This is a genomic window from Streptomyces sp. NPDC037203, assembly GCF_055605065.1.
Genome location: NZ_JBVJUC010000011.1, coordinates 191,549 through 215,145, shown reverse-complemented (window position 1 = coordinate 215,145; position 23,597 = coordinate 191,549). Strand labels below are relative to the sequence as shown.

The window sequence follows — 23,597 nt, the reverse complement described above, 5'->3', positions numbered from 1 at the left end:
CTGCCCGGCCCCTTACAGAGCGAGCATCCGCAGTGGCGCGTCGCGCACCACCTCGGTGATCCGGGCCTCGTCCAGATCGGCCTTCCCGAACCAGTCCCGGCTGTGCGCCGTCCACTCCCCGATGTCCATCTGCGAGGTCTGCCCCAGATCGGAGCTGTAGACCACGCGCGGCACCCTGGCGAGGACGCCGGAGAAGTCGTCCCAGTCCTGGTAGCCCAGCAGGTACGTCAGCGCGGTCTGCTCGGCCCAGACGGGTTCCGCCGAGGCGATGTCCAGGAGATCGGCGCAGCTCAGACCGGTCATCGGGTTGGCCGGCTGATTGAGCATCAGCCGCGGTGTGCCGAGCCGCACCGCCTCCTCGACCAGCAGGGCCACCTCGCGTCCGTCGGCGTGGCCGGTGGAGATCACGATCGGCAGGTCGCGGGCCATGCGCAGGATCTCCCGCACCTCGGGCTTGAGCGCGCCGTCCGCGTCCGTGACGGTGAGCGGCCGCAGCCCGTCGCGGGCCAGCAGCGGATGGGCCGGGGTACGGGCCAGGCGGCTGGTGTGGGTCCGCCCGGTCACCGTCGGCAGATGGACGATCAGGCGCAGCCCGCTGTCCTCCCCGTGCTGCACGACCGCCTGCTCCACCGCCCGGCGGTCCAGGCCGCCCGCGATGTCGTTGAGCACGATCGACCCGGACACGGGCAGGCCCTGCTGCCGGGCCTCCCACGCCTGGGCCGCGGTGGAGCCCAGGTGGTTCTTCAGCACCACCCAGCCGCCGAGCCGGGCGTACTGCTCGCCGGCCGAGGCGGCGGTGTGCCGCCGTACATAGGCGTCCGGGCCGACGTGGTAATGAACGTCCACGAACGCCGCCCGCGCGGCGGGCATCGCGGGCCGCGGCTCAGTCGTCGTCACGGCCCTCGTCCTCCCAGGGGCGCGCGTAGCCGTAGCGGGCCCGCGCCTCGTCCAGCCGGGTGCCGTCCGCGGCGGCGGCCCGGATCCGCCGCTCGGTCCGCTCGACCGCCTCGGCGCGCCGGACCACCTCGCCGACCAGGTCGGCGGGGATGCGCAGCGCCCCGTTGTCGTCGGCGAACACCAGATCGCCGGGGCGGACCGGGGTGCCGGCGATGTCCAGCTCGGCGCCGGTGCGTTCGAGCACCACCCGGTTCTTGCCGCTGACCATGGTGACGGCGGTGCTGAACAGCGGGTACCCGGCCTCGCGGGTCTCCCGTACGTCGCGCACGGCGCCGTGCACGACGGTGCCCGCGAGCTTGCGGCGCAGCGCCACGGAGGTGAGCAGGGAGCCCCAGTTGGTGCAGGCGCCGGTGCCGCCGTTGTCCACCACGACGACCGAGCCGGGCGGCACGTCGTCGATGTAGTTGGCGGCGTTGTGGAAGGCGCCGTCGTCCTCGACGGGCCGGTAGCGCAGGGTGAACGCGGGCCCGAAGGCCACGGTGCCGGGGGTGCGGGCGGCGATGCCGGGCAGCACGCACGGCGCGGCCCGCAGGCTGTCCATCGCGTCGGAGAGGGCGGCCGTGTCCAGCCGCGCAAGGCGTGCGCGCAGCTCGCTGTCGAGCAGCGGCTCGGCGGATGCGGTGGTCATGCGGCGGTCTCCTCCACGAGGCGGCGGGCGATGGTCCAGGCTGCGAACTGGCCGGCGTACCCGAGGACTTCGGGGCCCCGGTTGGGGACGGTCAGCTCACCGGTGTGCTCCCGGTCCCCGTCGTGCACCGTGCACAGCAGGCGGACGGTGCCGGTGTGGTCCCGCGGGCCGCCGCCGTCCCAGACCGCGTCCAGCGTCACGGCCACCCGGCCGGAGGACTCCGGCTCGCCGGACGGCTCCCGCTCGGCGGCCACCTCGGCGGCGAACCGGCCGCCGGTGACCCGGTCGTCGGCCGCCAGGTCCAGGCCGCGCGCGTCCAGCAACTCGGCCAGCTCCTGGACGGCGGTGCGCTCCCGCCTGGTGACGACGTACGCGCCGAGCGCGTCGTCCAGCCGCTTCGCCAGCTCCCCCGCGCTCTCCGGCGGGCAGTCGATCCGGATGTCCACGTAGGGGTAGTGCCAGCGGTAGGCCGGTTTGACCCGCAGCCCCAGGTCCCGGACCAGGGCGTCCACCGCGGCGGCGGCATCCGCCTCGATGACGCCGAGGGTGCGCCGGAACACCGTGACGACGGGTTCCGGTTCGGGAAGGTGGGCGATGCCGTCGCGCAGGAAGGCGTCGAGCATCGGCAGGCACTCGCGCGGCGGGCCGGGGAGCATCACCACGGTGGTGCCCTGGACCTCGACGCGGCAGCCCCAGGCGGTGCCGTTGGCGTTGGGCAGCAGCTCGGCGCCCTCGGGGAACAGCGCCTGGCGGCGGTTGTCCTCGTGCACGGCGACCCCGAAGCGGGTGAGCCGCTCGACCACGCCCTGCCACGCCTCCTCACGGTGCTCCAGCGGGCGTCCCACCGCGCGGGCGACACCGACGCGGGTCACGTCGTCCGAGGTGGGACCGAGTCCGCCCATCACCACGATCACGTCGTCGCGGCCGATGGAGGTGCGCACGGCGTCCGCGATCGCGGCCTCGTCGTCGCCGACGGTGTGCCGGACGCGGACCGGTACGGCACGGGCGGCGAGCCTGCGGGACGCCTCGCCCGCGTTGCTGTCCTCCAGGACCGCGCGCAGCAGCTCGTCCCCGACGGTGACCACGGCCGCGGTGTGGACGCGCGGCACGGCACGGCAGGCGTCCAGCACGGACGCGGCGCACTCGGTGGTGGTCGCCGTACCGCCCAGGTCGTACGTCACCCGGTCCCGGCGGCGCGTCACATGCCCGACCGCCTCCCGCACCTGCTCCGCGGCCTCGCCGAAGCCGAGGTGCTCCAGGAGCAGCCCGACGGTGAGGAACGCGGCGAGCGGGTTGGCCCGGCCGGTCCCGGCGAGGGCGGGGGCGCTGCCGTGCACCGGCTCGAAGTAGTTGCCCCGTTCCCCGATGTTGGCGCTGGGCGCGAGGCCGAGCCCGCCCATCACACCGCCGCCGAGGTCGGACAGGATGTCGCCGAACATGTTCTCGGCGACGATGACGCCGAAGCGCTCCGGGCGGCGCGCCATCCACAGCGCGACGGCGTCCACGTTGAGGATCTCGTACTCGATCTCCGGGTAGTCCGCGGCGATCAGTTCGAGGCGCTCGCGGGCGTAGGCGCTGCTGCGCCGCAGCACGTTCGGCTTGTCGGCGAGGGTGACGCGGGGGTGCCCGTGGGCGCGGGCGTGCTCGAAGGCGAAGCGCAGGATGCGGTCGAGGCCGTGCCGGGTGAGCATCCGCACGCTCGCGGTGGTGGCCTCGCGGCCGCTCAGCCGGGCGTTGGGGTGGCCGGCGACGAGCGGCCACATCTCCTCGGGCACCTGGTCCCAGTCGAGGCCCGCGTACAGGCCCTCGGTGTTCTCCCGCACGACGCAGAAGCGGTACGGCGTGCCGCCCAGGTGGTTCTCGACCGGCCGGAGATTGGCGAACAGGTCGAGGCGCTGGCGCAGTTGGATGATCGGCGACACGTACTGCGGGGCCCGCTCGCGCAGTTGCGGCGCGAGGTCGGCGAGCGCCTCGCGGCCCGGCTTGCTGGTGGTGGCGCCGAGCAGCACCGCGTCGCTGCGGCCGATCAGGTCCCAGGTGCGCTGCGGCACCGGGTCGCCCTCGGTGCGCCAGAACTCCCAGCCGATGTCGCCGTGTTCGAGGGTGATCGGCAGCCCGAGGGCGTCGATCACCGGGAGGGCCGCATCGAGTACCTCGGGGCCGATGCCATCGCCGGGAAGTACCGCGACGGTCTTACTGGTCATGGATCCTCTTCGTGTGCTGTGGTGCCAGGAACGCGGCGACGGCCCGCCGGGTGGCTTCCGGCTGGTCGGCGTGGGGACGCATGCCCGCCCCCGGAACGCCGACGCTCGTGTGGCCGGGGCCGGTTGCGAGATGCTGCTCTCCCACGAGGCGCGACGCGGTGCCGTAGACGTGCAGCAGCCTGCCGGGGAACGCCTCGACGCGGTCGCGGAGGTCGGCCCGGTGAAGCAGCCGCAGGCCGGTGGCCAGGCGCCATCCGGACAGCGGGTCCTCGTCGCCGGGGGAATCGCCGGCGACGGGCGCGGGGTCCGCCGGGCCGCGGACCACCTCGTGCAGCAGGTGGAGCGCGGCGGCCGTACCCTCGTCGGCCGCGGCCGCCGCGATGCGCTCCAGGGTCGTGTCGAGCGCGGCGTCGGCGACCGTGGGGGAGGACAGCAGGACCACGTCGGCCCCGTGCGTCCAGGGCCGGCCGAGGAGAAGCTGGACGACGGCGCCGCCCAGCGCGTTGCCCACCAGGACGTCGGGCTCCTCGGCGCGCAGGACCCCCGCCCACCGGTCGGCGAGGGCCGCGAGGTCGTCCCCGTCGCGCAGCAGCGACAGGGTGTCGTACACCGTCACCCGGTGACCGGTCGCCACCAGCGCCCCGGCGACCGGCGTGAAGAAGGCGCCCTCGTCCCACCGGGCCAGCACGGGCGCGAGCACACAGGCGGTGCGGGGTGCGCCCGCCTCGCCCAGGCGCACCGCGACCGGGGTGTCCGGTATGACGGACGAGGTCATGCCGCGACCACCGGGGAGGTCAGCTCGCGCGCGGCGCTGAAGGCGGCGCCGATGTGGTCCGCGGGCAGCTTGGCGCGCTCCTCGACGGAGAGGTCGAAGTGGCCGAGGACCAGGTCGGGCAGCGGCAGCGAGGGGGTGGCCTCGGCGATCTCGGACTCCATGCGGTGCGCGAGGGTCAGGATCCGCCCGAGGTCGTACCGGTCCGCGCGGCCGGCCCGGCCCAGGTAGGCCAGCCACTGCTCGGTGATCAGGTTGCCGGGGCCCTTGCCCATGCCGAGGACCGAGGAGTCGATCCAGGTGGCGCCCGCGTCGACCGCCGCGATGGAGTTGGCCAGCGCCAGGCCCAGGTTGTTGTGCGCGTGCAGGCCGATGGCGGAGCTGGTCACCGAGCGCACCAGGGTGACCAGCCGGGCGACCTCGTCCGGCAGCAGGCTGCCGTTGGAGTCCGCCAGATAGATCACGTCCGCGCCCGCGTCCTCGGACAGCGCGGCCAGCTCCACGAGCCGCCGCCGGTCCAGCTGGCTGACGCGGGTGATGTTGACGGTGGTGGTGAAGCCGAGGCCGGCCGCCTTGCGGAGCGCGGCGAGACCGGGCTCGGGCGTCGTGGAGGGCAGGCAGAACCGCACGAGCCGTACGCCGGCCTCGTACATCTGGGCCAGGTCGTCCTCACCGATGTTCTTCGGGTGCAGGATCATGCAGATCCGCTCGGGCGGTATGACCTCGGCCATGGCGCGTATGTAGTCGTCGGCGCCCACGCCGGTCAGCCCCAGGCCGGGTCTGGGCTGGAAAGACCCCTTGCGGTACCCGATCTCGACCCACTCGATACCGGCCGCGACGCTCTCCTGTGCGTGCCGCAGGGCGTAGTCGAGGGTGAAGTCGAAATTATTGCGGTATCCCCCGTCTCGCAGCGTCACATCGAGATTGGTGACCATGTCTCCTCCGTTGACTGTCCGAGGTGGCGGCCGGGAAGGCGAGAAAAGTGGCGTGCATCGCGAACTGCAACGAAAAAGCCGGTGTCAATGAATAACTGACACATGCTGGTGATTTCCCCCGTCCCCCGTTGCCCCGTTTGATACTTTCACGGGCTCGTGTGAATGCGAACCCGGAATTCATGAAGGCGCGGCCAATGCCTCGTCAATTTGTCGGCCGCACCCCCGAAGGCGGAACGGATGCTAGCGGTTTCGGCGCGCAAGATGCAAGGTGAGGGGCGGTGACGGAAGGTCACCCTCATACCTCGCCGCATTGGTGAAAGAATTTACTTTCCATATACCGTCGCCTGTGGCAGCCGTTCGTCGTGCGTGGTCCGTCACGCGTCAAGTCCAGCATCGGACCCGGAGTCGTCCAAGACTCAATTTGCTCTCATACCGATCATGATCGGTGATGAATCGAGGTGCCTGCCACTCTGTCATGCGCACCGTACTCGCCCATGAAACCAAACGTTCAAATGCGTGTTACAGGATCGGGAAATGACACCGTTGTCACGGCGGTACGGGCCCGTCCGGCGTCATTCCTCGGTGGGCAGCCAGGTGCCGTGCAGGCCGAGCGGGACCCGCACGGGGATGCGGACGCGGGCGACCGGCCCGCCGGCGGGGTCGGCACCGGGCAGGGCGAGCAGCCAACTGGTGCCGTCCGTGCGGTCGGTGGCGAAAGTCAGCCAGTAACCGTGCTCGGGGCCGCGGGTACCGGGCACCGGCGCGAAGACGGGCTCGCCGACGGACAGGTCACCCGCCTCCCAGGTCTGCGCCGTGGCGCCGTCCGCGCGGACGGCGTACCAGCGCAGCGCGTCGTACTCGCCCGGCAGCAGGCCCTCGCCGCGGCCGCTGTCCGCGGCGACGGCGAGCCGCTCGTGGCGGCCGGTCAGGACGCGGTCGTCGACGCGCGGCAACTCGACCCGCGCGTCGTCCAGCCGGACCCGCCGCACGCCGCCGGCGACCGGGTCGACGACGGCCCGCGTCAGGCCGTGGTGCCCGCTCGGCCGGGACCGGCCCGCGCCGGGTTCCGGGCCGAGCGAGAGGGCCGGCCACTGCACGTAGTCCAGGACCACGCGGCCGTCGTGCGGGTCGTCGTAGGCGTTGACCGTGTGCCACAGCCAGAACGCCTCGTCGGCGGCCCAGCGGACGGGACCGCCGTCGCGCGGGATCAGCGCGATGCGCGTGCCCCGCTCGGGACGCCACGCGAGGAACGAACCGCCGTTCAGGGCCGCCCCGATGTCGAAGAACGCCGGCGCCAGCACGAGGACCAGATAGCGGCGGGTGAGCGCCATGTCGTGGATCATCTGCGGCGCGTCGACGCCGTCCACCGGTGTGGGACCGCGTCGCACGGCACCGTCCGGGCCGATCAGCGCCCAGGTCAGGTACGGCGGTTCGAGGGCGTAGCAGAACACGGCCAGCTCGCCGGTCACCGGGTCGATCTTGGGGTGCGCGGTGATGCCGGCGGGCAACCGCCCGTCGAAGGTCTCCTTGCCGAGGGTGTCGAGCTCCGGGCTCATCCGGTACGGGCAGTCGGACTCGGCGAGGGCGAGCAGGCGGCCGGCGTACCGGACGACGTTGATGTCCGGCAGCGGCTTGAAGGTGTTCGCGAGCACGTCCCCGACCTCGTCGGCGCCGGGAAGGATCAGGGACTCCAGGCCGCCCCACAGGGCCCGGCCGGCCTGCTCCTCGGCGATCATGGCGGGGGTGCGGACGAAGCGGTTGCGGTAGCGGGCCCGGCCGGCCGACAGCCAGACCCCGTGGATCATGCCGTCGCCGTCGAGCGGGTACAGGTAGCTGCCGATCGGCGTGAAGCGCGGAGATTGGGGCCGTTGCGCAGGTAGACGCCGTCCAGCTCCTTCGGCAGCTCCCCGGTGACCGCCAGGTCCACCGCGTCGACCTCCTCGGTGACCGGGGCGAACCGTCCGGTGAGGTGGGCGACACGGGTCGGATCGAAGGCGGCGGACGCGGTCATCGGAATCTCCCGGCGGAGTACAGGCCCCCGATCAGTCAAATGCCGGCCGCGACCGCCCGCCACTCCGGTACCGCGGGCGCCTGCGCGGCTCCGCCGGCGCGGGTCCGGCCGCGGGCGCGTTAATTCGATGGTGCTCGCGGGCGCTCCGCCCTAGGGTGGGATCACTTCGCGCGGCGGCCGTTCGGTCGCCGCCACCGGCCGAGTGGGATGGGGAGGTGTGACCGATGACTGTCACTGCGGTGGGCGCTGCCCGCATCCAGGAACTTCTCGAGTCCGCCTCCGTGGCCACCGGCTGACCCGAGCGCGTCGCAGCCGACCGCTCGCTCCGGGGCCACCCCTGTGAAGGGTCCCCCTTGACTTCCAGCTCCGCTGAGTACTGCGCCCTGGCTCCCTACGGCTGGGACGACGGCTGGGTTCGCGCGTTCGCCCCGTACGCCACCGAAGGGCTGCTGCCCGGCCGGGTGGTGCGGGTCGACCGCGGCCAGTGCGACGTCGTCACCGCCGGCGGAACCGTCCGCGCCGACACCGCGTTCGTCACCCCCCACGACCCGCTGCGGGTCGTCTGCACCGGCGACTGGGTCGCCGTGGACGCGGGCGGGAACCCCCGGTACGTCCGGGTGTACCTGCCGCGTCGCACCGCCTTCGTGCGGTCCACCTCCTCCAAGCGCTCCGACGGGCAGATCCTCGCGGCCAACGTCGATCACGCGGTCATCGCCGTCTCCCTCGCCGTCGAACTCGACCTCGGCCGCGTCGAACGCTTCCTCGCCCTCGCGTGGGAGTCCGGGGCGCAGCCCGTGGTCGTGCTCACCAAGGCCGACCTGGTGACCGACCCGGTCACCCTGGCCCACCTCGTCCAGGACGTCGAGCACAGCGCGCCCGGCGTGCCGGTGCTCGGCGCCAGCGCGCACACCGGCGACGGTCTCGACGTGCTGCGCGCCCTCGTCGGCGACGGCACCTGCGTGCTGCTCGGCCAGTCCGGCGCGGGCAAGTCCACGCTGGCCAACGCCCTCGTCGGCGAGGACGTGATGGACGTACGGGCCGCGCGGGACGTCGACGGCAAGGGGCGGCACACCACGACCACCCGCAACCTGCTCGCCCTGCCCGGCGGCGGCGTCCTCATCGACACACCGGGGCTGCGCGGGGTCGGCCTGTACGACGCCGGGAGCGGGGTCGGGCAGGTGTTCGCCGAGATCGAGGAACTGGCCGGGCGGTGCCGCTTCCACGACTGCGCCCACGAGAGCGAGCCGGGCTGCGCGGTGCGCTCCGCGGTGGACAGCGGGGAACTGTCCGTCCGCCGCCTGGAGAGCTACCGCAAGCTCCTCCGCGAGAACCAGTGGATCGTCGCCAAGACCGACGCCCGGCTGCGCGCCGAAATCCGCCGCGACTGGAAACGCAAGGGCAGCGAGGGCCGTGCCGCCCTGCGAGCCAAACAGGGCCGCTGGACGTGAGCGGGTGCGCCGGGCGCCGGGTGTGACCGGGTGGACCGGGCGGGGCGCCGGGCAGGACCACCGCAGGTGAGGCCCCGGCCCCCGGCCCCTCCGGTCCCCGGCCGTCCCCACCCCACCCACCCCTCGGCCAGGCTCCCTCCCTCACCCACATGCCGCACAGCCCCACCCCGACAGCCGTATCCCCGCTCCCCGCAATCCCCCGATCCGGGGGGCGGGGGATTCCCCTGGCGTCTCCGCGCCGGTCGGGTCGGGGTGGGGTGCGGGTGGGTCTCCGGCAGGTCGCGCTGTGTCCCTGTTCCTCAGCGGATGCTAGAAATGCACCATGAAGAGGCGTTTCGGCCTGTTTTCGGGGTGGGACGCTTCCGCCCCGGCCGAAGCGTCCCCGGCTGCCGCCGACTCCGGACGGCCGAGGTGGCTGCCGCCCGGTGTCCGGACCGTCGCCGGACAGATGTTCGTGCTGCAATTGATCATCCTGCTGCTGTTCGGGGTGGTGGCCGGCACCGTTCTCGTGGTCCAGGCCACCCAGGCCGGCCTCACCGCGGCGCGGCAGCGCACCTTCGCCGCCGCCGCCGGTTTCGCCCACGCCCCCGGCACGCTCGCCGCGATGCGCTCCCCGGACCCCACCGCCGTGCTGCAACCCCGCGCGGAACAGGTCCGCAAGGAGGCCGGCATCGACTACATCGTGGCGTTCAGCCCGGCCGGGGTCCGCTGGACCCACCCCAATGCCCACCTCATCGGCAAGCACGTGATCGGCGACTTCTCGCGGCCGCTGCGCGGACAGCCGTACACCCACGACCTGTCCACCCCCATCGGGGTGGCCGTGGAGACCACCGTGCCCGTCATGGGCAGCCACGCCAGGGTCGTCGGGCTGGTCACCGCCGGCATCACCGTGCGCAACGTCCGGCAGCAGGTGCACCGGCAGCTGCCCGTGCTGCTCGCGGCCGGCGCCGCCGCGCTGCTGCTGGCGACGGGCGGCATCGCCCTGGTCAACCGGCGGCTGCGGCGGCAGACCCGCGGCCTGGAACCGGCCGAGCTGCGCCGGATGTACGACCACCACGACGCCGTACTGCACGCCGCCCGCGAGGGCGTCCTCATCGTCTCCGCCGACGGCACCCTGCTCCTGGCCAACGACGAGGCCCGGCGCCTGCTCGGCCTCCCCGAGGACGCCGAGGGCCGGCGGCTCACCGACTTCGGGTTCGCCGCGTCCCTCGCCACGCTGCTGTCCTCCGACCACCCGGTCACCGACGAGGTCTGCGAGGCCGGCGACCGGCTGCTCGCGGTGAGCGTCCGGCCGACCGCGCCGCACGGCTGCCGGCCCTCCAGCGTCGTCACCCTGCGCGACACCACCGAGCTGCGGGCCGTGGCCGGCCGCGCGGCCGTCGCCCAGCGGCGGCTGCGGCTGCTGTACGACGCCATGAGCCGGATCGGCACCACCCTCGACGTACGGCGCACGGCCGAGGAACTGACCCGGTTCACCGTCCCCCGGTTCGCCGACTACGCCTGTGTGGACCTGCTCGACTCGGTCCTGCGGGGCGGTGAGCCCGAGGGCACGCTCATGCGCCGGACGGCCCTCGCCGGCATCGACAGCGATCACCCGCTCTACCCCGTGGGCACCCTCCTGGACTTCGCCTCCCAGACCCCGCAGGCCATCGGGCTCGGCACCGGCACCCCGGTCCTGGAACCCGACCTGCGCAAGGACGGCGGATGGGAGCAGAACGACCCCGACAACGCGCACCGCATCCTCGCCCACGGCATCCGCTCGATGCTGGTGGTGCCGGTGCGCGCGCGAGGCGTCCTGATGGGGGTGGCGAGCTTCTGGCGCACCGAGCGGGCCGAACCGTTCGAGGAGGAGGACCGGGCGGTCGCCGAGGAGCTGGTGGCGCGGGCCGCGGTCGCCATCGACAACGCCCGCCGCTACACCCGCGAGCACACCACCGCCGTCACCCTCCAGCGCAGCCTGCTGCCGCGCGGCGTCCCCGAGCAGTCCGCGCTGGAGGTGGCCTACCGCTATCTGCCCGCGCAGGCCGGGGTGGGCGGCGACTGGTTCGACGTCATCCCGCTGCCGGGCGCGCGGGTGGCCCTGGTCGTCGGCGACGTGGTGGGGCACGGGCTGCACGCGGCGGCGACCATGGGCCGGCTGCGCACCGCCGTGGCCAACTTCTCCGCCCTCGACCTCGGCCCGGACGAACTCCTCGTCCACCTCGACGAACTGGTCAGCCGCATCGACAGCGACGAGCGGGGCGACGCGCGGGGCGCGGGGGAGGAGGGGCTGGACGGGCTGCTGCGGGACGGGCGGGTCGCGCGCGACGGCATCGCGAACGTCACCGGCGCGAGCTGCCTGTACGCGCTGTACGACCCGGTCGCCGGGCGCGTCACCATCGCACGGGCCGGTCACCCCGGTCCCGCCCTCGTCCTGCCCGACGGCACCGCCACCTACCCCGACGTGCCGGTCTCCCCGCCCCTGGGCCTCGGCGACGGCATGCCGGTGGAGACGCTGGAGCTGGAGCTGCCGGAGGGCTCGTACCTGGTGCTGTACACCGACGGGCTGCTGGAGGACCGGCAGCGGGACATGGGCGCCGGCCTCGATCTGCTGCGCGACACCCTGGCGGCGACGGAGGGGAACGGTCCCGAGGCGCTGTGCACGGCCGTCCTGGACGCCGTGCTGCCCGCCCGGCCGATCGACGACGTGGCCCTGCTGGTGGCCCGTACCCGGCTGCTGGGCCCCGAGCACGTCGCCGAGTGGGACGTGCCCCGCGATCCGGCGGCCGTCGGTCCGGTCCGCGCCGAGTGCGCGCGGACGCTGGAGGCGTGGGGGCTCGGGGACGTCGGCTACACCGCCGAGCTGATCCTCAGCGAACTGATCACCAACGCGGTGCGCTACGGCTCCGCGCCCATCCGCGTCCGCCTGCTCCACGACCGGGGCCTGATCTGCGAGGTCGCCGACGGCAGCAGCACCGCCCCGCATCCGCGCCGGGCGGCGGCCACCGACGAGGGCGGCCGGGGGCTGTTCCTCGTCGCCCAGCTCGCCAGCCGCTGGGGCACCCGCTACACCGCCCGCGGCAAGGTGATCTGGGCCGAGCTGGCCCCGCAGCAGGACGGCCCGCGACCGGCCGGCGCCGCGGACGAGGGCAGCACGGACGACATCCTGGACCAGTGGGAGAGCCTCTAGGGTCTTTCGTGGCTCCCCCCGCCGACGCGGTGCGTCGGCTTCCGTGTCCGTTTTCCGCCAGCCGGTGCCCTGGCCGAGGGCCACACTGGAACGCGTGATGGACGAGGACAGCAGGTACGAGGCGGTGCGCAGCCGGGACGGACGGTTCGACGGGGCGTTCTTCTTCGCCGTCGCAACGACCGGGATCTACTGCCGCCCCAGCTGCCCCGCCGTGACCCCCAGGCGGCGCAACGTGCGCTTCTACCCGACGGCCGCCGCCGCCCAGCGCTCCGGGTTCCGGGCCTGCCGCCGGTGCCGGCCGGACGCGGTGCCCGGCTCGGCGGAGTGGAACCTGCGCGCGGACGTCGTCGGCCGGGCCATGCGGCTGATCGCCGACGGCGTGGTGGACCGCGAGGGCGTCGCCGGGCTCGCCGCGCGGCTCGGCTACAGCGCCCGGCAGGTGCAGCGCCAGCTCACCACCGAGCTGGGCGCGGGACCGGTGGCCCTGGCCCGCGCGCAGCGGGCGCACACGGCGCGGGTGCTGCTCCAGACCACCGGGATGCCGGTCACCGAGATCGCGTTCGCGGCCGGTTTCGCCAGCGTCCGGCAGTTCAACGACACGCTCCGCGAGGTGTACGACGCGACGCCGACCGAGGTCCGGGCGGCGGCCCCGCGCGGCGGCGCCCGCCGGACCGCCGACGGCACCGGCATCCCGCTGCGGCTCGCCCACCGGGGCCCCTACCCGGCCGCCCCCGTCTTCGACCAGCTCGCGCGGGAGGCGGTGCCGGGGGTCGAGGAGGTCACGGGCCGGCCCGGCGCGCGCACCTACCGGCGCGCCCTGCGGCTGCCGTACGGCACCGGGACCGCCGCCGTCGCCGAGCGCGGCGGGGCGCCGCGCACGGGCGGTGGCACGCGCCCCGGCGGCTGGCTGGACGCGCGGCTGCGCCTGACCGACCCGCGGGACCTCACCACCGCCGTGCAGCGGCTGCGCCGCCTGTTCGATCTGGACGCCGACCCCTACGCGATCGACGAGCGCCTGAGCACCGACCCCCGCCTCGCCCCCCTGGTCGCGGCCCGCCCCGGTCTGCGCGCCCCCGGCGCCGCCGACCCCCTGGAGGCGGCGGCCCGCGCGCTGCTGGGCCCGGCGGGGTGCGGGCGGCTGGCCGAGGCGTACGGCAAGAGCCTCGACGCCCCGGACGGCGCGCTCACCCACCTCTTCCCGGAACCGGCGGCGCTCGTGCGGGCGCGGGGCGTGCCCGCACCGCTGTCCGCGCTCGCCGCCGCCCTCGCCGACGGCGCCCTGCGCCTGGACCCCGGCGCCGACCGGGACGACGCGCAGCGGGAGTTGCTCGCGCTGCCGGGGATGGACGCGGCCACGGCCGCGCTGATCCGGGCCCGCGCGCTCGGCGACCCCGATGCGGCCCCGCCCGGTGTGCGGGCGCCCGACGCCTGGCGCCCCTGGCGGACCTATGCCGTACAACACCTCTACGTGGCAGGAGAGTTGCCCCGATGACCGCCGGAAGCTACACCCACCTCGACACGCCCCTCGGCCGGCTGCTGCTCACCGCCGACCCGAACGGCACCCTCACCTCGCTGCACTGCGCGCGGGACGTCCCGGCGGGGCTGCGCGAGGACCCGGAGCCGTTCGCCGCGGCACGCGAGCAGCTCGACGCCTACTTCGCCGGTGAACTCCGGTCGTTCCGGCTCCCGTTGCGGACCTCCGGCACCGAGTTCCGCCGCCGGGTCTGGGCCGCTCTCGACGAGGTGCCGTACGGGACCACCCTCAGCTACGGCGAACTGGCCGCCCGCATCGGCGCGCCCCGTGCCGCCGTCCGCGCCGTCGGCGCCGCCCTCGGCGCCAACCCCCTGCTGATCGTGCGCCCTTGCCACCGCGTCATCGGCGCCGACGGCTCCCTCACCGGCTACGCCGGCGGCCTCGACCGCAAGACCCGCCTGCTGACCCTGGAGGGCGCCCTCGGCGAACCCCCCGTCCGCTGACCGGGCCGCCGGGCTCGCGGTGCTCTCGGGGGGCGTGAACTCCGGGGTCCCGCGCGTCCGGGTGCCCTGCGGCCCGCCCGCTCGTTGCGCCGACCGGGTGGTATCGCCGCCGACGTGCGGCGGTGCGGCCCGTCGCTGTGGCACGGTCGCCTCCGGCGGATCAGCCGGGGAAGGGCGGGCGCACATGGGCAAGATGAAACGGGTCCTCGCGGTCCTGCTGATGGCGCTGCTCCTGCCGGGCGCACGGGCCACCGCGGGTGTCGCCGCCGCGCCCGGCGCCGTCCGCACCACCCCCCGCTGGACCGGCAGTTGGGAGACCGCGCCCTCCGGAACCACCGCCGCCCGGCCCGGCGCGGCGATCCGCAACGTCGTCCGGCTCAGCGTCGGCGGCACCGCCGTCCGGGTCCGGCTCAGCAACCGGCTCGGCACCAAGCCGCTGCGGCTCGGCGCGGTCACCGTGGCGCTGCGCCGGGCGCAGGGGCCGGACGCCGCACCCGGTACCCTGCGCCCCGTCACCTTCCGGGGGGCGCGCACGACGACCGTGCGGCCGGGGCAGGACACCGTCAGCGACCGGGTGCCGCTGACCGTGCCGGCCGCCGCCGACCTCCTCGTCACCGTGTACACGCCCGAGGACGACGGCCGCGCCACGTACCACGCCAGCGCCCTCCAGACCAGCTACCTGGCCCCCGAGGGCGCGGGCCACGCCGCCGACGCGAGCGGGTCGTCGTACAAGACGATCGTCAAGTCCTGGTACTACGTGACCGGCATCGACGTCCTCGGCCGCGCCACCGGCAGCGTCGTGGCCTTCGGCGACTCCCTCACCGACGGCACCGGGTCCACCCCCGACACCGACCGCCGCTGGCCCGACCGGCTCGCCGCCCGGCTGCGCGCCCGCGGGCTCGGCGTCCTCAACGCCGGGATCAGCGGCAACCGGCTGCTGCGCGACGGCACCGGACCGAGCGCCCTCACCCGCCTCGACGCCGACGCCCTCGACCGGGCCGGGGTGCGCGTCCTCGTCGTCTTCGAGGGCATCAACGACATCAAGGGCCTGCCCCCGGCCGACGACCCGGCCGCCTACGCCGACGCCTACCGCGCCCTCGTCTCGCGCGCCCATGCCCGCGGCATCCGGGTCGTCGGCGTCACCCTCACCCCGTTCCGCGGCTACGCCGCCTACACCGACGGCCGCGAGGACCTACGGCAGCGGGTCAACGACTTCATCCGCACCGGCGGCGCCTTCGACGCGGTCGCCGACGCCGACGCGACCGTCCGCGACCCGGCGCAGCCGACCCGCATCCTCCCGGCGTACGACCCCGGCGACCATCTACACTTCAGCGACGCGGGGATGGCGGCGGTGGCGGAGACGGTGCGCACGGCGCTCGGCAGGCTCAGTCCGGCAGCCCACGGGTGACCCAGCCCCGCTCGTAGGCGTGCCAGCCCAGCTGCAACCGGGTGGTCACCCCGGCCAGTTCCATCAGCCGCTTCACCCGGCGCTGCACGGTGCGCAGCCCCAGCTCCAGCTGCTTGGCCACGCTCGCGTCGGTCAGCCCGGCCAGCAGCAGCGACAGCACCTCCAGATCGGTGGCGTCCGGGCCGTGCGGCACCGTCTCGGCCGCGCCGTCCGTGTTCAGCCGCAGCGGCAGCGCCTCCCGCCACACCGACTCGAACAACCCCGCCAGCAGCTCCAGCAGACCACTGGCGTGCACCACCAGGGCGGCCGGCTCCGCGCTGTGCGAGGTCAACGGCACCATCGCCAGCGAACGGTCCGCCACCACCAGCTTCGTCGGCACCCGGTCCGTCATCCGCACCCGTTCGCCCCGGCCGAGTGCCTCGGTCAGGCCGCCGAGCGCCTGCGGCAGATCGAGCACCGCCCGCTCCACCACCACCCGGTAGCGCACCCCGCGCCCGGCCGCCTGCTCCTCCGCCTCGTTCTCCGGCGCGGTCACCGCCACCGGGTCCCCGGTCACCAGCGCGCACACCTCCCGCGCGGCGCCCAGCTGAAGCTGGAGGAAGCGCTGCGCCACCGCGGAAGCGCCGGTCACCACCTCCACCAGGTCGTGCACCGCGGGCTCGGCCGCCGCCGCCCGGTACTCCCGCGCCAGCAGCGCCGCCGCCAGCTCCGCCTGCTCCAACTCGTGCCGCTGCCGGGTGAGCAGCGCGCCCAGCGCCACCGCGGGCGGCGCCGCCACCCAGCGCCCCGCCCGCGCCGAGGAACGCGCCGCGAGCCCCTGCCGCTCCAGCCCCTGCAACGCGCGCTCGGTGTCCGGCACGCCCAGCGTCAACCGCCGTGCCAGATCGGCCACATCGGCCGCTCCCACCGTCACCAGCGCGCGGTACGCCGCCTCGTGCCGCTCGTCCAGACCTATCGCCGTCAGCATCGACCGCGTCCCTCCCCTGCGTACGTCCCGCGCATATCCGAGCCCACCTGCGGCACCCGGCGTCCCCTGCACCGGCCGTCCGGGAACAGGCCGGCACGGCGCGCCGCGACTGGCGGGAACCGGCCACGGCGTAAAGCCGCCGCCGACATCATCGCCGGATCACAGGTGCGTCTGCCAGGGTGGGCCCCGGCGCGGCAGCCACGGCAGCCATGTGCGCCGCGCCGCCGGGCGGTCCCCCCGTGGGGGGTGGGACCGCCCGGCGGCCGTTCACCTTTTCGCGGCCGGAATTTCCCGATGCCCCGTTTTCCGCGCGCCCGCGTGGTGACAATCAGGGCATGAGCCAGCAGGGTGGAAGACCCACCGCCCGTCCCGAGGACGACTGGTGGGGTCGGCTGTACGACGACACCACCGGCGACACGGGCCCGACCGCTGCGCCCGACTCCCTTGACGACCGCTACACCTCGATCCGCAACACGGTGCGGGAGAGACCGGCACCGGCCGATGTTCCGGCTCGGGCCGGTGCTCCGGGTCGGGCCGGAATTCCGGGTCAGGTTGGCGGTTCGGGCCGGGACGACGGTCCGGGGCACGTCGATGTGTCGGTCCCTCTCCGCGTGCCGGCTGCGCGGGAGGGCGCGGTCCGGTCCGGCTCCCCGGAGCCGCCGGATACGCCGGTTCCGGCCGACGCGCCGGGACTGCCCGAGGTTCCTGGCCCGTCCGATCGCGCGGCCCCCATCGGCCCCCGCGGAGCGCCCGTCACCCCGGCCCCCGCCGACGCCCCCGCCCCGCCCGGCGCTCCAAGACCCCCCGACGCCCCCGCCCTCCGCGTCCAGCCGCCCCCGCCCGACCTGCCTCACCGCACCCCGGCTGCCCCCGAGCACCCCCCGGTGCCCGAGCCCGCCTCCGCCCTCGACTTCGTGGGGTCAGGACCGCCCACCTACGAACCCGAGCCCACCGCCCTTCCCCTCGCCGAGCCGGAGGAACTGGGCGAGCTGGTGGCCGACACGGTCCTGGACGGGGCCCGGTACGGGACCTGGACGCTGCGGTCGGTCTCGCTGCGCGGGGACTCCGCGCGCTACCGGGGCGAGCCCCGCCGGGACGCCCTGCTGACCGCGCGCTTCGGCACCGGCGCCCACGCGCTCGTACTCGTCGCGATGGCCACCGGCGCACGCGCCGCCCCCGAGACGCACCTCGCGGCGGCCGAGGCCTGCCGCTGGATCGGCCGGGCGGTGGGCCGCAGCCACCGGCGGCTGGCCGAGGACATCCGCGCCACCCGGCGCGCCGACCTGAAGGCGGGCCTGCACCGGCTCACCGACCGGGGCCTGGGCCGGCTCCGCGCGAGCGCCCTCGAACGGGGCGTCCCGCCGGAGCAGTACACGGCGACCCTGCGCTGCCTGCTGCTGCCCGCCGACCCGCACTGCCGTACCCGTGTCTTCTTCGGCGTCGGCGACGGCGGCCTCTTCCTGCTGCGCGACGGCACCTGGCGGGACATCGAACCGGCCACCGTGCACGCGGGGCCCCCGGAGCCGCACGGGACGCCCGAGCCCGCCGAGGACGACGACCGCCTCACCCTCGACCTCGGCGTCCCCGCCCCGCCGGGCCCGTACGAACCGCTGCCCGAGCCCCCGCCCCCGACCGCCCCCGACCCCTTCCGCTTCCAGGTCTCGCTAGCCCGGCCGGGTGATGCTCTGCTGATGTGCACACCGGGCCTGGCCGAGCCGCTGCGCGGGGAGCCCGCCCTGAGCGCCTATCTGTCCCGGCGCTGGTCCGGCCGCCGCCCGCCCGGCCTCGCCGCCTTCCTCGCCGACGCGCGGGTACGGGTCAAGGGCTACGCCGACGACCGTACGGCCGCCGCCGTGTGGGAGGCGTAACCGCCCCTCGTATGCCTCCATGGAACCGGGGCCACCACGCACGGATCCGGGACGGGTCCGGGACCCCGCACGGATCCCGGACCCCGGAAGGGGCAGACGAGAGAACATGGCCAAGCAGAACGTAGCCGAGCAGTTCGTCGACATCCTCGTCCGCGCCGGCGTGCGCCGCCTCTACGGTGTCGTCGGCGACAGCCTCAACCCGATCGTGGACGCCGTCCGCCGCCACTCCCGCATCGACTGGGTGCACGTCCGCCACGAGGAGACCGCCGCCTTCGCGGCCGGTGCCGAGGCCCAGATCACCGGGAAGCTGGCCGCCTGCGCCGGCTCCTGCGGGCCCGGCAACCTGCACCTCATCAACGGCCTGTACGACGCCCACCGCTCCATGGCCCCCGTGCTCGCCCTCGCCTCCCACATCCCCTCCAGCGAGATCGGCCTCGGGTACTTCCAGGAGACCCATCCGGACCGGCTGTTCCAGGAGTGCAGCCACTACTGCGAGCTGATCTCCAGCCCGAAGCAGATGCCCCGGCTGCTCCAGACCGCCATCCAGCACGCGGTCGGGCAGAGCGGGGTCAGCGTGGTCTCGCTGCCCGGCGACATCGCCGCCGAACCCGCCCCGGAGAAGGCCGCGCAGAGCGCCCTGGTCACCTCCCGGCCCACCGTCCGCCCCGGCGACGCCGAGATCGACGCCCTCGTGGAGATGATCGACAAGGCCGGCAAGGTCACGCTGTTCTGCGGCAGCGGCACGGCGGGGGCACACGCCGAGGTCATGGAGTTCGCCGAGAAGGTCAAGTCCCCGGTGGGACACGCCCTGCGGGGCAAGGAGTTCATCCAGTACGACAATCCGTACGACGTCGGGATGAGCGGACTGCTCGGCTACGGTGCCGCCTACGAGGCCACCCACGAGTGCGACCTGCTGATCCTGCTCGGCACCGACTTCCCGTACAACGCCTTCCTGCCCGACGACGTGCGGATCGCCCAGATCGACGTACGGCCCGAGGTGCTCGGCCGGCGCTCCCGGCTCGACCTCGCCGTGTGGGGCGACGTGCGCGAGACGCTGCGCTGCCTCATCCCGCGGGTCAAGGAGAAGACCAGCAGGCGCTTCCTGGACCGGATGCTGAAGAAGCACGCCGACGCACTGGAGGGCGTGGTCAAGGCGTACACCCGCAAGGTGGACCGGCACGTCCCGATCCACCCCGAGTACGTGGCCGCCGTACTGGACGAAGTCGCCGACGACGACGCGGTGTTCACCGTGGACACCGGCATGTGCAACGTCTGGGCGGCGCGCTACATCTCGCCCAACGGCCGCCGCAGGATCATCGGTTCGTTCTCGCACGGCTCGATGGCCAACGCGCTGCCCATGGCGATCGGCGCGCAGTTCACCGACCGGCGCCGCCAGGTGGTGTCGATGTCCGGGGACGGCGGATTCTCCATGCTGATGGGCGACTTCCTGACGCTGGTGCAGCAGGACCTGCCGGTCAAGGTGGTGCTGTTCAACAACTCCTCCCTGGGCATGGTCGAGTTGGAGATGATGGTCTCCGGGTTGCCCGCGTACGGCACCGCCAACGCCAATCCCGACTTCGCCGCCGTGGCCCGCGCGTGCGGGGCGTACGGCGTGCGGGTGGAGAAGCCCAAGCAGCTGGCCGGCGCGCTCAAGGACGCGTTCCGGCACAAGGGTCCGGCTCTGGTGGACATCGTCACCGACCCCAACGCCCTGTCCATCCCGCCGAAGATCAGCGCCGAGATGGTCACGGGGTTCGCGCTGTCCGCCTCCAAGATCGTGCTGGACGGCGGAGTCGGCCGCATGGTCCAGATGGCCCGCTCCAACCTGCGCAACGTGCCCCGGCCCTGACACCACCCGGTCCGGGCGGCGAACCGTCCGTACCCGAGGGCGCATTACCCGGATCGGGGAACGGATTTCGGCCAGTTTCACGGCCCGTGACGGACCGCCGACCGGCTGTGCCGGGCGCGGCGGTCCGCCCGTCACGGGGCGTCAGCGGCGTCACAGGGGCGCTCGGAAGGCCATCGCGTGTTTCCGGCGGCCACCTCGCGGCCGGGTGTGGCGGGCCCCGGCGGTGGCCGAACCGCCGGTCATCGGTCCGGTGCCAGGACTGGCCGTTGGTCCACTGGGCAAGCATCCCCCGTGAACGTGTTCGACCAGGAGGGGCAGGGTTCGAGCGGCGTGCGGGCGGGGGCCATGAAGAGGCAGGCACGAGGGGGCGGTCCCGTGACCACCGGGATCCCCTCCGCGGAACCGGGGGACGGCACGGGGGAGACCTCGGGGGAAGTTCCGGGCGTCGTCAGGGAGGCCGTGGGCACCCTGCGGGCCACGGGGACCGCACAGGTTGCCGGGGAGTCGTCCGGGCGCCTGGTGCGGGTGCCCGTCGGCGATTCCCCGCGGGACGATTCCTTACGTGACGGGCGCGACCGGCGGGACGCACCGGAGCGGCGCGCCGCACGCGGCGAACGCGGCCGGGCGGCACAGCGGCCACAACCGTCACAACGACCACAGCAGCCGCAGTCGCCGCAGCGCTTGTGGCGCAGGCTCGGGCGGGCGGATCTGCGCTCCGTGCCCGAAGCCCGGCGGGAGCTGCGCGAGCTGCTGCGGGACTGGGGCAAGCCGGGGCGCTCGGAGATCGCCGAGCTGCTCACCAGCGAACTGGTCACCAACGCGCTGGTGCACACGGACGACGACGCCGTCCTCACCGCCGTCGTGGCACCCGGCGGACTGCGCGTGGAGGTACGGGACTTCGTGCCCCGAAGACCCGAGGTGCGCGCCCCGGATCCGGACGACGACACCCACGGCCGGGGCATGGTCCTGGTGGAGTCCCTCGCGGACGCCTGGGGCGTACGGCCGCACGGGGTCGGCAAGTCGGTGTGGTTCGAGCTGGGCGCCGAGGCGGCGTAGCGAACCACGGGCAGCAACGGCGGCGGACACGGGTCGGGGGCGCGCCCCGAGCGAGCGCGCCCCCGACCCGTGAAGACCGGTCATTCCTAGCCGAACTGCTGCTCCAGGTCCTTGAGTTTGCGCTCCAGGGAGTCCAGGCGGGGCAGAGCCATGGTGTCGTCCTCCGCGGTGAGGTCGACGGTCACCGGCTCGGACCCTTTGGCCACCGGCTCAGACCCTTTGCGGACCGGCTGGAGGGAGGGACGGGAGGGCACCGGCAGCTGTTCCGCGGTCGCTATGGCAGGCTCCGCTGTGGCGCCGCCCGAGGAGCCGCGCTCCATGGCCTGCACCTCGACCTGCCGGCCGCCGCCGACCCGGTTCACGAACCGGCCGTGGCCCCGGCTGATGGCCTTGAGCTGGGCGCGCTCCATCCGCTGCTGCTCTCGCCTGCGCTGGCGCGACTGCTCCTTCTGCCGGTTGTCCTCGCGGACCTCCTCGACGGCCTCGTCCAGGCTGCGCACGCCCTCCAGGAGCATCAGCGACCACGCCCTGTAGGTCTCGCGGGGGGCGCGCAGCCAGCGCACGATACGGATCTGCGGCAGCGGGCGCGGCACCAGCCCCTGCTCGCGCAGCGCGGCGCGGCGGGTCTGCTTCAGTGCGCGGTCGAACAGCACCGCCGCCGACAGGGACATGCCGGAGAAGAACTGCGGGGCGCCCGCGTGGCCGACGCCGCGCGGCGCGTGCACCCAGTTGAACCAGGCCGCGGCCGCGGCGAACAGCCACACCAGGATGCGCGAGCCGAGAGCCGCGTCACCGTGGCTGGCCTCGCGCACCGCGAGGACGGAGCAGAACATGGCCGCGCCGTCGAGGCCGAACGGCACCAGGTACTGCCAGCCGTCGGTCAGGCCGAGGTTCTGCTCGCCGAAGCCCACGAGGCCGTGGAAGGACAGGGCGGCGGCCACCGCCGCACAGCAGAACAGCAGCACGTAGGAGGCGGTGCCGTAGATGGCCTCCTTGCGCCTGCGGCGCTCCTCGCTGCGCTCCCAGGAGTCGTCCGCACTCGCGTTCTCCCCGGAGGAGCGCTTTCCGCGCGCGAGTACCGCCACCGCCGCGACCATGCCCAGGAGCAGTACGGCGCCCGGAAGCAGCCAGTTCAGCGATATGTCGGTCAGTCTCATCAGGGGTCCCTTGCATTGGGATAGGGCGTAACGCCCGCCATATTGACCCACTCCGGGCGGCCCTCAGGGGGTTTCGCGGCAAGAGGCCGCCAAGAGGGTGCGAGGGGGTGCCCGTGGACGGCGATCTGCTCGAACTGCCGCTTGAGGGGCGGGAGTTGAGTTCGAATAAGACTACCCGTACGGATGGTTCCTCGGAAAGTTCCCGTGAACGGTGAGGAAGTTGTGCATCACCAGTCCGTGCGAGGCGGTCCGGAACGAGTCGATCTTAGTGGACCGCGGGGGTCCGCGCGTCCCCGCTCGCCCCTCCCGGACCCGGTCCCGGACCTCGATCGAGTTTGACGTACCGCTCGGTACGTCTAGGGTGCTTGACGAACAACCGACAACCCGTCGTCAATGACCCCAAGTACCGACAAGCCGCCAGGAGGACCCCGTGAGGCAGGGCGCGCAGGGCGCCGCGGCGGCGTACACGCACGGTGAGGGGCTGGTTCCGGGCCCGCGCCGCCCCGCGGGCGAGCGGCCCGTGATACAGCGGTCCTCGGTGCGCGGGCAGATCCTGGAGGCGCTGCGCACGGCGCTGGTGACGGGCGAGCTGAAGCCGGGGGAGGTGTACTCGGCGCCGGTGCTCGGGGACCGCTTCGGCGTCTCGGCGACGCCGGTGCGCGAGGCGATGCAGCAGCTCGCCCTGGAGGGCGCCGTCGAGGTGGTGCCCAACCGCGGGTTCCGGGTGGTCGAGCGGGGGGCGCGGGAGCTGGCCGAGCTGGTGGAGGTGCGGGAGCTGATCGAGGTCCCGGTGATGCTGCGGCTGGCCCGTACGGTTCCGGCCGCGCGCTGGGCCGAGCTGCGGCCGCTCGCGCAGGACACGGTACGGGCGGCGGCCTCCGGCTGCCCCGCGACGTACGCCGAGTCCGACCGGGCCTTCCACCGCGCGATGCTGGCCCTGTCCGGCAACGAGGAGCTGGTCCGCATCGCTTGCGACCTGCACCGCCGCGCCCAGTGGCCGCTGGTCGGCGGCCCGGTCCGGCACGCCCGCGCGGACCTGGTCGCGGACGCGGCCGAACACGTGTCCCTGCTGGAGGCGCTGGTGGCACGGGACCTGGAGGTGGTGCGGGACCTGGTCGCGGAGCACTTCGCGGGCGCGGCCTGAGCGGAGGCGACGCGCGCCGCCCTCCGCCGTGAGCTGCCGCGCGGCTC

The 23,597-nt window shown here is 74.3% G+C and carries 16 protein-coding genes and 1 pseudogene; 9 read left to right on the top strand and 8 right to left on the bottom strand.

What is annotated here, in order from left to right:
• Positions 1-12 precede the first annotated feature (12 nt).
• The 6 genes and pseudogenes from ACZ7EC_RS26995 to ACZ7EC_RS26970 all read right to left on the bottom strand — a co-directional run bounded on the left by ACZ7EC_RS26995 (position 13) and on the right by ACZ7EC_RS26970 (position 7,507).
• Positions 13-897: a DUF6282 family protein gene (locus tag ACZ7EC_RS26995; RefSeq protein WP_471066520.1), complete on the bottom strand. Its 885-nt coding sequence runs from the start codon at positions 895-897 to the stop codon at positions 13-15.
• Positions 884-1,585, bottom strand: a complete 702-nt coding sequence (locus tag ACZ7EC_RS26990; RefSeq protein WP_471066518.1) for an RraA family protein — start codon at positions 1,583-1,585, stop codon at positions 884-886. The genes ACZ7EC_RS26995 and ACZ7EC_RS26990 overlap by 14 nt, the downstream gene beginning before the upstream one ends.
• Positions 1,582-3,789, bottom strand: coding sequence for an isocitrate/isopropylmalate family dehydrogenase (locus ACZ7EC_RS26985; protein WP_471066517.1), 2,208 nt, complete (start codon positions 3,787-3,789; stop codon positions 1,582-1,584). The genes ACZ7EC_RS26990 and ACZ7EC_RS26985 overlap by 4 nt, the downstream gene beginning before the upstream one ends.
• Positions 3,779-4,564, bottom strand: a complete 786-nt coding sequence (locus ACZ7EC_RS26980) for an alpha/beta fold hydrolase (RefSeq protein WP_471066516.1) — start codon at positions 4,562-4,564, stop codon at positions 3,779-3,781. The genes ACZ7EC_RS26985 and ACZ7EC_RS26980 overlap by 11 nt, the downstream gene beginning before the upstream one ends.
• Positions 4,561-5,496, bottom strand: coding sequence for a beta/alpha barrel domain-containing protein (locus tag ACZ7EC_RS26975; RefSeq protein ID WP_471066514.1), 936 nt, complete (start codon positions 5,494-5,496; stop codon positions 4,561-4,563). The genes ACZ7EC_RS26980 and ACZ7EC_RS26975 overlap by 4 nt, the downstream gene beginning before the upstream one ends.
• A 572-nt stretch (positions 5,497-6,068) precedes the next feature.
• A pseudogene (locus ACZ7EC_RS26970) lies at positions 6,069-7,507 on the bottom strand (carotenoid oxygenase family protein).
• A 353-nt stretch (positions 7,508-7,860) separates the two neighbouring features.
• On the opposite strand from ACZ7EC_RS26970, the gene rsgA reads away from it, so the two are divergent.
• The 5 genes from rsgA to ACZ7EC_RS26945 all read left to right on the top strand — a co-directional run bounded on the left by rsgA (position 7,861) and on the right by ACZ7EC_RS26945 (position 15,509).
• Entirely contained in the window at positions 7,861-8,955 is a 1,095-nt protein-coding gene (gene rsgA, locus ACZ7EC_RS26965) for a ribosome small subunit-dependent GTPase A (RefSeq protein ID WP_471066512.1), read from the top strand.
• 322 nt (positions 8,956-9,277) lie between these two features.
• Positions 9,278-12,124 (top strand): SpoIIE family protein phosphatase, encoded by a 2,847-nt coding sequence (locus ACZ7EC_RS26960; RefSeq protein ID WP_471066510.1) that lies wholly within the window; start codon positions 9,278-9,280, stop codon positions 12,122-12,124.
• 97 nt (positions 12,125-12,221) lie between these two features.
• Positions 12,222-13,616, top strand: coding sequence for a DNA-3-methyladenine glycosylase 2 family protein (locus tag ACZ7EC_RS26955; RefSeq protein ID WP_471066617.1), 1,395 nt, complete (start codon positions 12,222-12,224; stop codon positions 13,614-13,616).
• Complete coding sequence (locus ACZ7EC_RS26950; RefSeq protein ID WP_471066508.1) at positions 13,613-14,101, top strand: methylated-DNA--[protein]-cysteine S-methyltransferase; 489 nt, start codon at positions 13,613-13,615, stop codon at positions 14,099-14,101. Before ACZ7EC_RS26955 ends, ACZ7EC_RS26950 begins: the two co-directional genes overlap by 4 nt.
• Positions 14,102-14,285: 184 nt before the next feature.
• Positions 14,286-15,509: an SGNH/GDSL hydrolase family protein gene (locus ACZ7EC_RS26945; protein WP_471066506.1), complete on the top strand. Its 1,224-nt coding sequence runs from the start codon at positions 14,286-14,288 to the stop codon at positions 15,507-15,509.
• On the opposite strand, the gene ACZ7EC_RS26940 is transcribed toward ACZ7EC_RS26945, so the two are convergent.
• Positions 15,487-16,476: a helix-turn-helix transcriptional regulator gene (locus ACZ7EC_RS26940; RefSeq protein ID WP_471066504.1), complete on the bottom strand. Its 990-nt coding sequence runs from the start codon at positions 16,474-16,476 to the stop codon at positions 15,487-15,489. The two genes, ACZ7EC_RS26945 and ACZ7EC_RS26940, sit on opposite strands and share 23 nt — an antisense overlap.
• A gap of 335 nt (positions 16,477-16,811) precedes the next feature.
• Here ACZ7EC_RS26940 and ACZ7EC_RS26935 point away from each other — a divergent pair, with 335 nt between their 5' ends.
• The 3 genes from ACZ7EC_RS26935 (at position 16,812) to ACZ7EC_RS26925 (ending at position 21,249) form a co-directional block, all read left to right on the top strand.
• Positions 16,812-18,344, top strand: coding sequence for a protein phosphatase 2C domain-containing protein (locus ACZ7EC_RS26935; RefSeq protein WP_471066503.1), 1,533 nt, complete (start codon positions 16,812-16,814; stop codon positions 18,342-18,344).
• Positions 18,345-18,450: 106 nt separating this feature from the next.
• Positions 18,451-20,193 carry a pyruvate dehydrogenase gene (locus tag ACZ7EC_RS26930; protein WP_471066501.1) on the top strand — a complete coding sequence of 581 codons (1,743 nt, stop codon included), beginning with the start codon at positions 18,451-18,453 and terminating at the stop codon, positions 20,191-20,193.
• Between the two features lie 681 nt (positions 20,194-20,874).
• Positions 20,875-21,249 carry an ATP-binding protein gene (locus ACZ7EC_RS26925; protein ID WP_397987144.1) on the top strand — a complete coding sequence of 125 codons (375 nt, stop codon included), beginning with the start codon at positions 20,875-20,877 and terminating at the stop codon, positions 21,247-21,249.
• Between the two features lie 86 nt (positions 21,250-21,335).
• On the opposite strand, the gene ACZ7EC_RS26920 is transcribed toward ACZ7EC_RS26925, so the two are convergent.
• Positions 21,336-22,406, bottom strand: a complete 1,071-nt coding sequence (locus ACZ7EC_RS26920; protein ID WP_471066499.1) for a DUF2637 domain-containing protein — start codon at positions 22,404-22,406, stop codon at positions 21,336-21,338.
• Between the two features lie 430 nt (positions 22,407-22,836).
• Here ACZ7EC_RS26920 and ACZ7EC_RS26915 point away from each other — a divergent pair, with 430 nt between their 5' ends.
• Positions 22,837-23,550 (top strand): GntR family transcriptional regulator, encoded by a 714-nt coding sequence (locus ACZ7EC_RS26915; RefSeq protein WP_471066497.1) that lies wholly within the window; start codon positions 22,837-22,839, stop codon positions 23,548-23,550.
• The last annotated feature ends 47 nt before the right edge of the window (positions 23,551-23,597 follow it).

Excerpts from the sequence above, each read along its gene's own strand:
- ACZ7EC_RS26990 (WP_471066518.1), bottom strand. The coding sequence starts at position 1,585 with ATGACCACCGCATCCGCCGAGCCGCTGCTCGACAGCGAGCTGCGCGCA.
- ACZ7EC_RS26985 (WP_471066517.1), bottom strand. The coding sequence starts at position 3,789 with ATGACCAGTAAGACCGTCGCGGTACTTCCCGGCGATGGCATCGGCCCC.
- ACZ7EC_RS26980 (WP_471066516.1), bottom strand. The coding sequence starts at position 4,564 with ATGACCTCGTCCGTCATACCGGACACCCCGGTCGCGGTGCGCCTGGGC.
- ACZ7EC_RS26975 (WP_471066514.1), bottom strand. The coding sequence starts at position 5,496 with ATGGTCACCAATCTCGATGTGACGCTGCGAGACGGGGGATACCGCAAT.
- ACZ7EC_RS26960 (WP_471066510.1), top strand. The coding sequence starts at position 9,278 with ATGAAGAGGCGTTTCGGCCTGTTTTCGGGGTGGGACGCTTCCGCCCCG.
- ACZ7EC_RS26955 (WP_471066617.1), top strand. The coding sequence starts at position 12,222 with ATGGACGAGGACAGCAGGTACGAGGCGGTGCGCAGCCGGGACGGACGG.
- ACZ7EC_RS26950 (WP_471066508.1), top strand. The coding sequence starts at position 13,613 with ATGACCGCCGGAAGCTACACCCACCTCGACACGCCCCTCGGCCGGCTG.
- ACZ7EC_RS26945 (WP_471066506.1), top strand. The coding sequence starts at position 14,286 with ATGGGCAAGATGAAACGGGTCCTCGCGGTCCTGCTGATGGCGCTGCTC.
- ACZ7EC_RS26940 (WP_471066504.1), bottom strand. The coding sequence starts at position 16,476 with ATGCTGACGGCGATAGGTCTGGACGAGCGGCACGAGGCGGCGTACCGC.
- ACZ7EC_RS26935 (WP_471066503.1), top strand. The coding sequence starts at position 16,812 with ATGAGCCAGCAGGGTGGAAGACCCACCGCCCGTCCCGAGGACGACTGG.
- ACZ7EC_RS26930 (WP_471066501.1), top strand. The coding sequence starts at position 18,451 with ATGGCCAAGCAGAACGTAGCCGAGCAGTTCGTCGACATCCTCGTCCGC.
- ACZ7EC_RS26920 (WP_471066499.1), bottom strand. The coding sequence starts at position 22,406 with ATGAGACTGACCGACATATCGCTGAACTGGCTGCTTCCGGGCGCCGTA.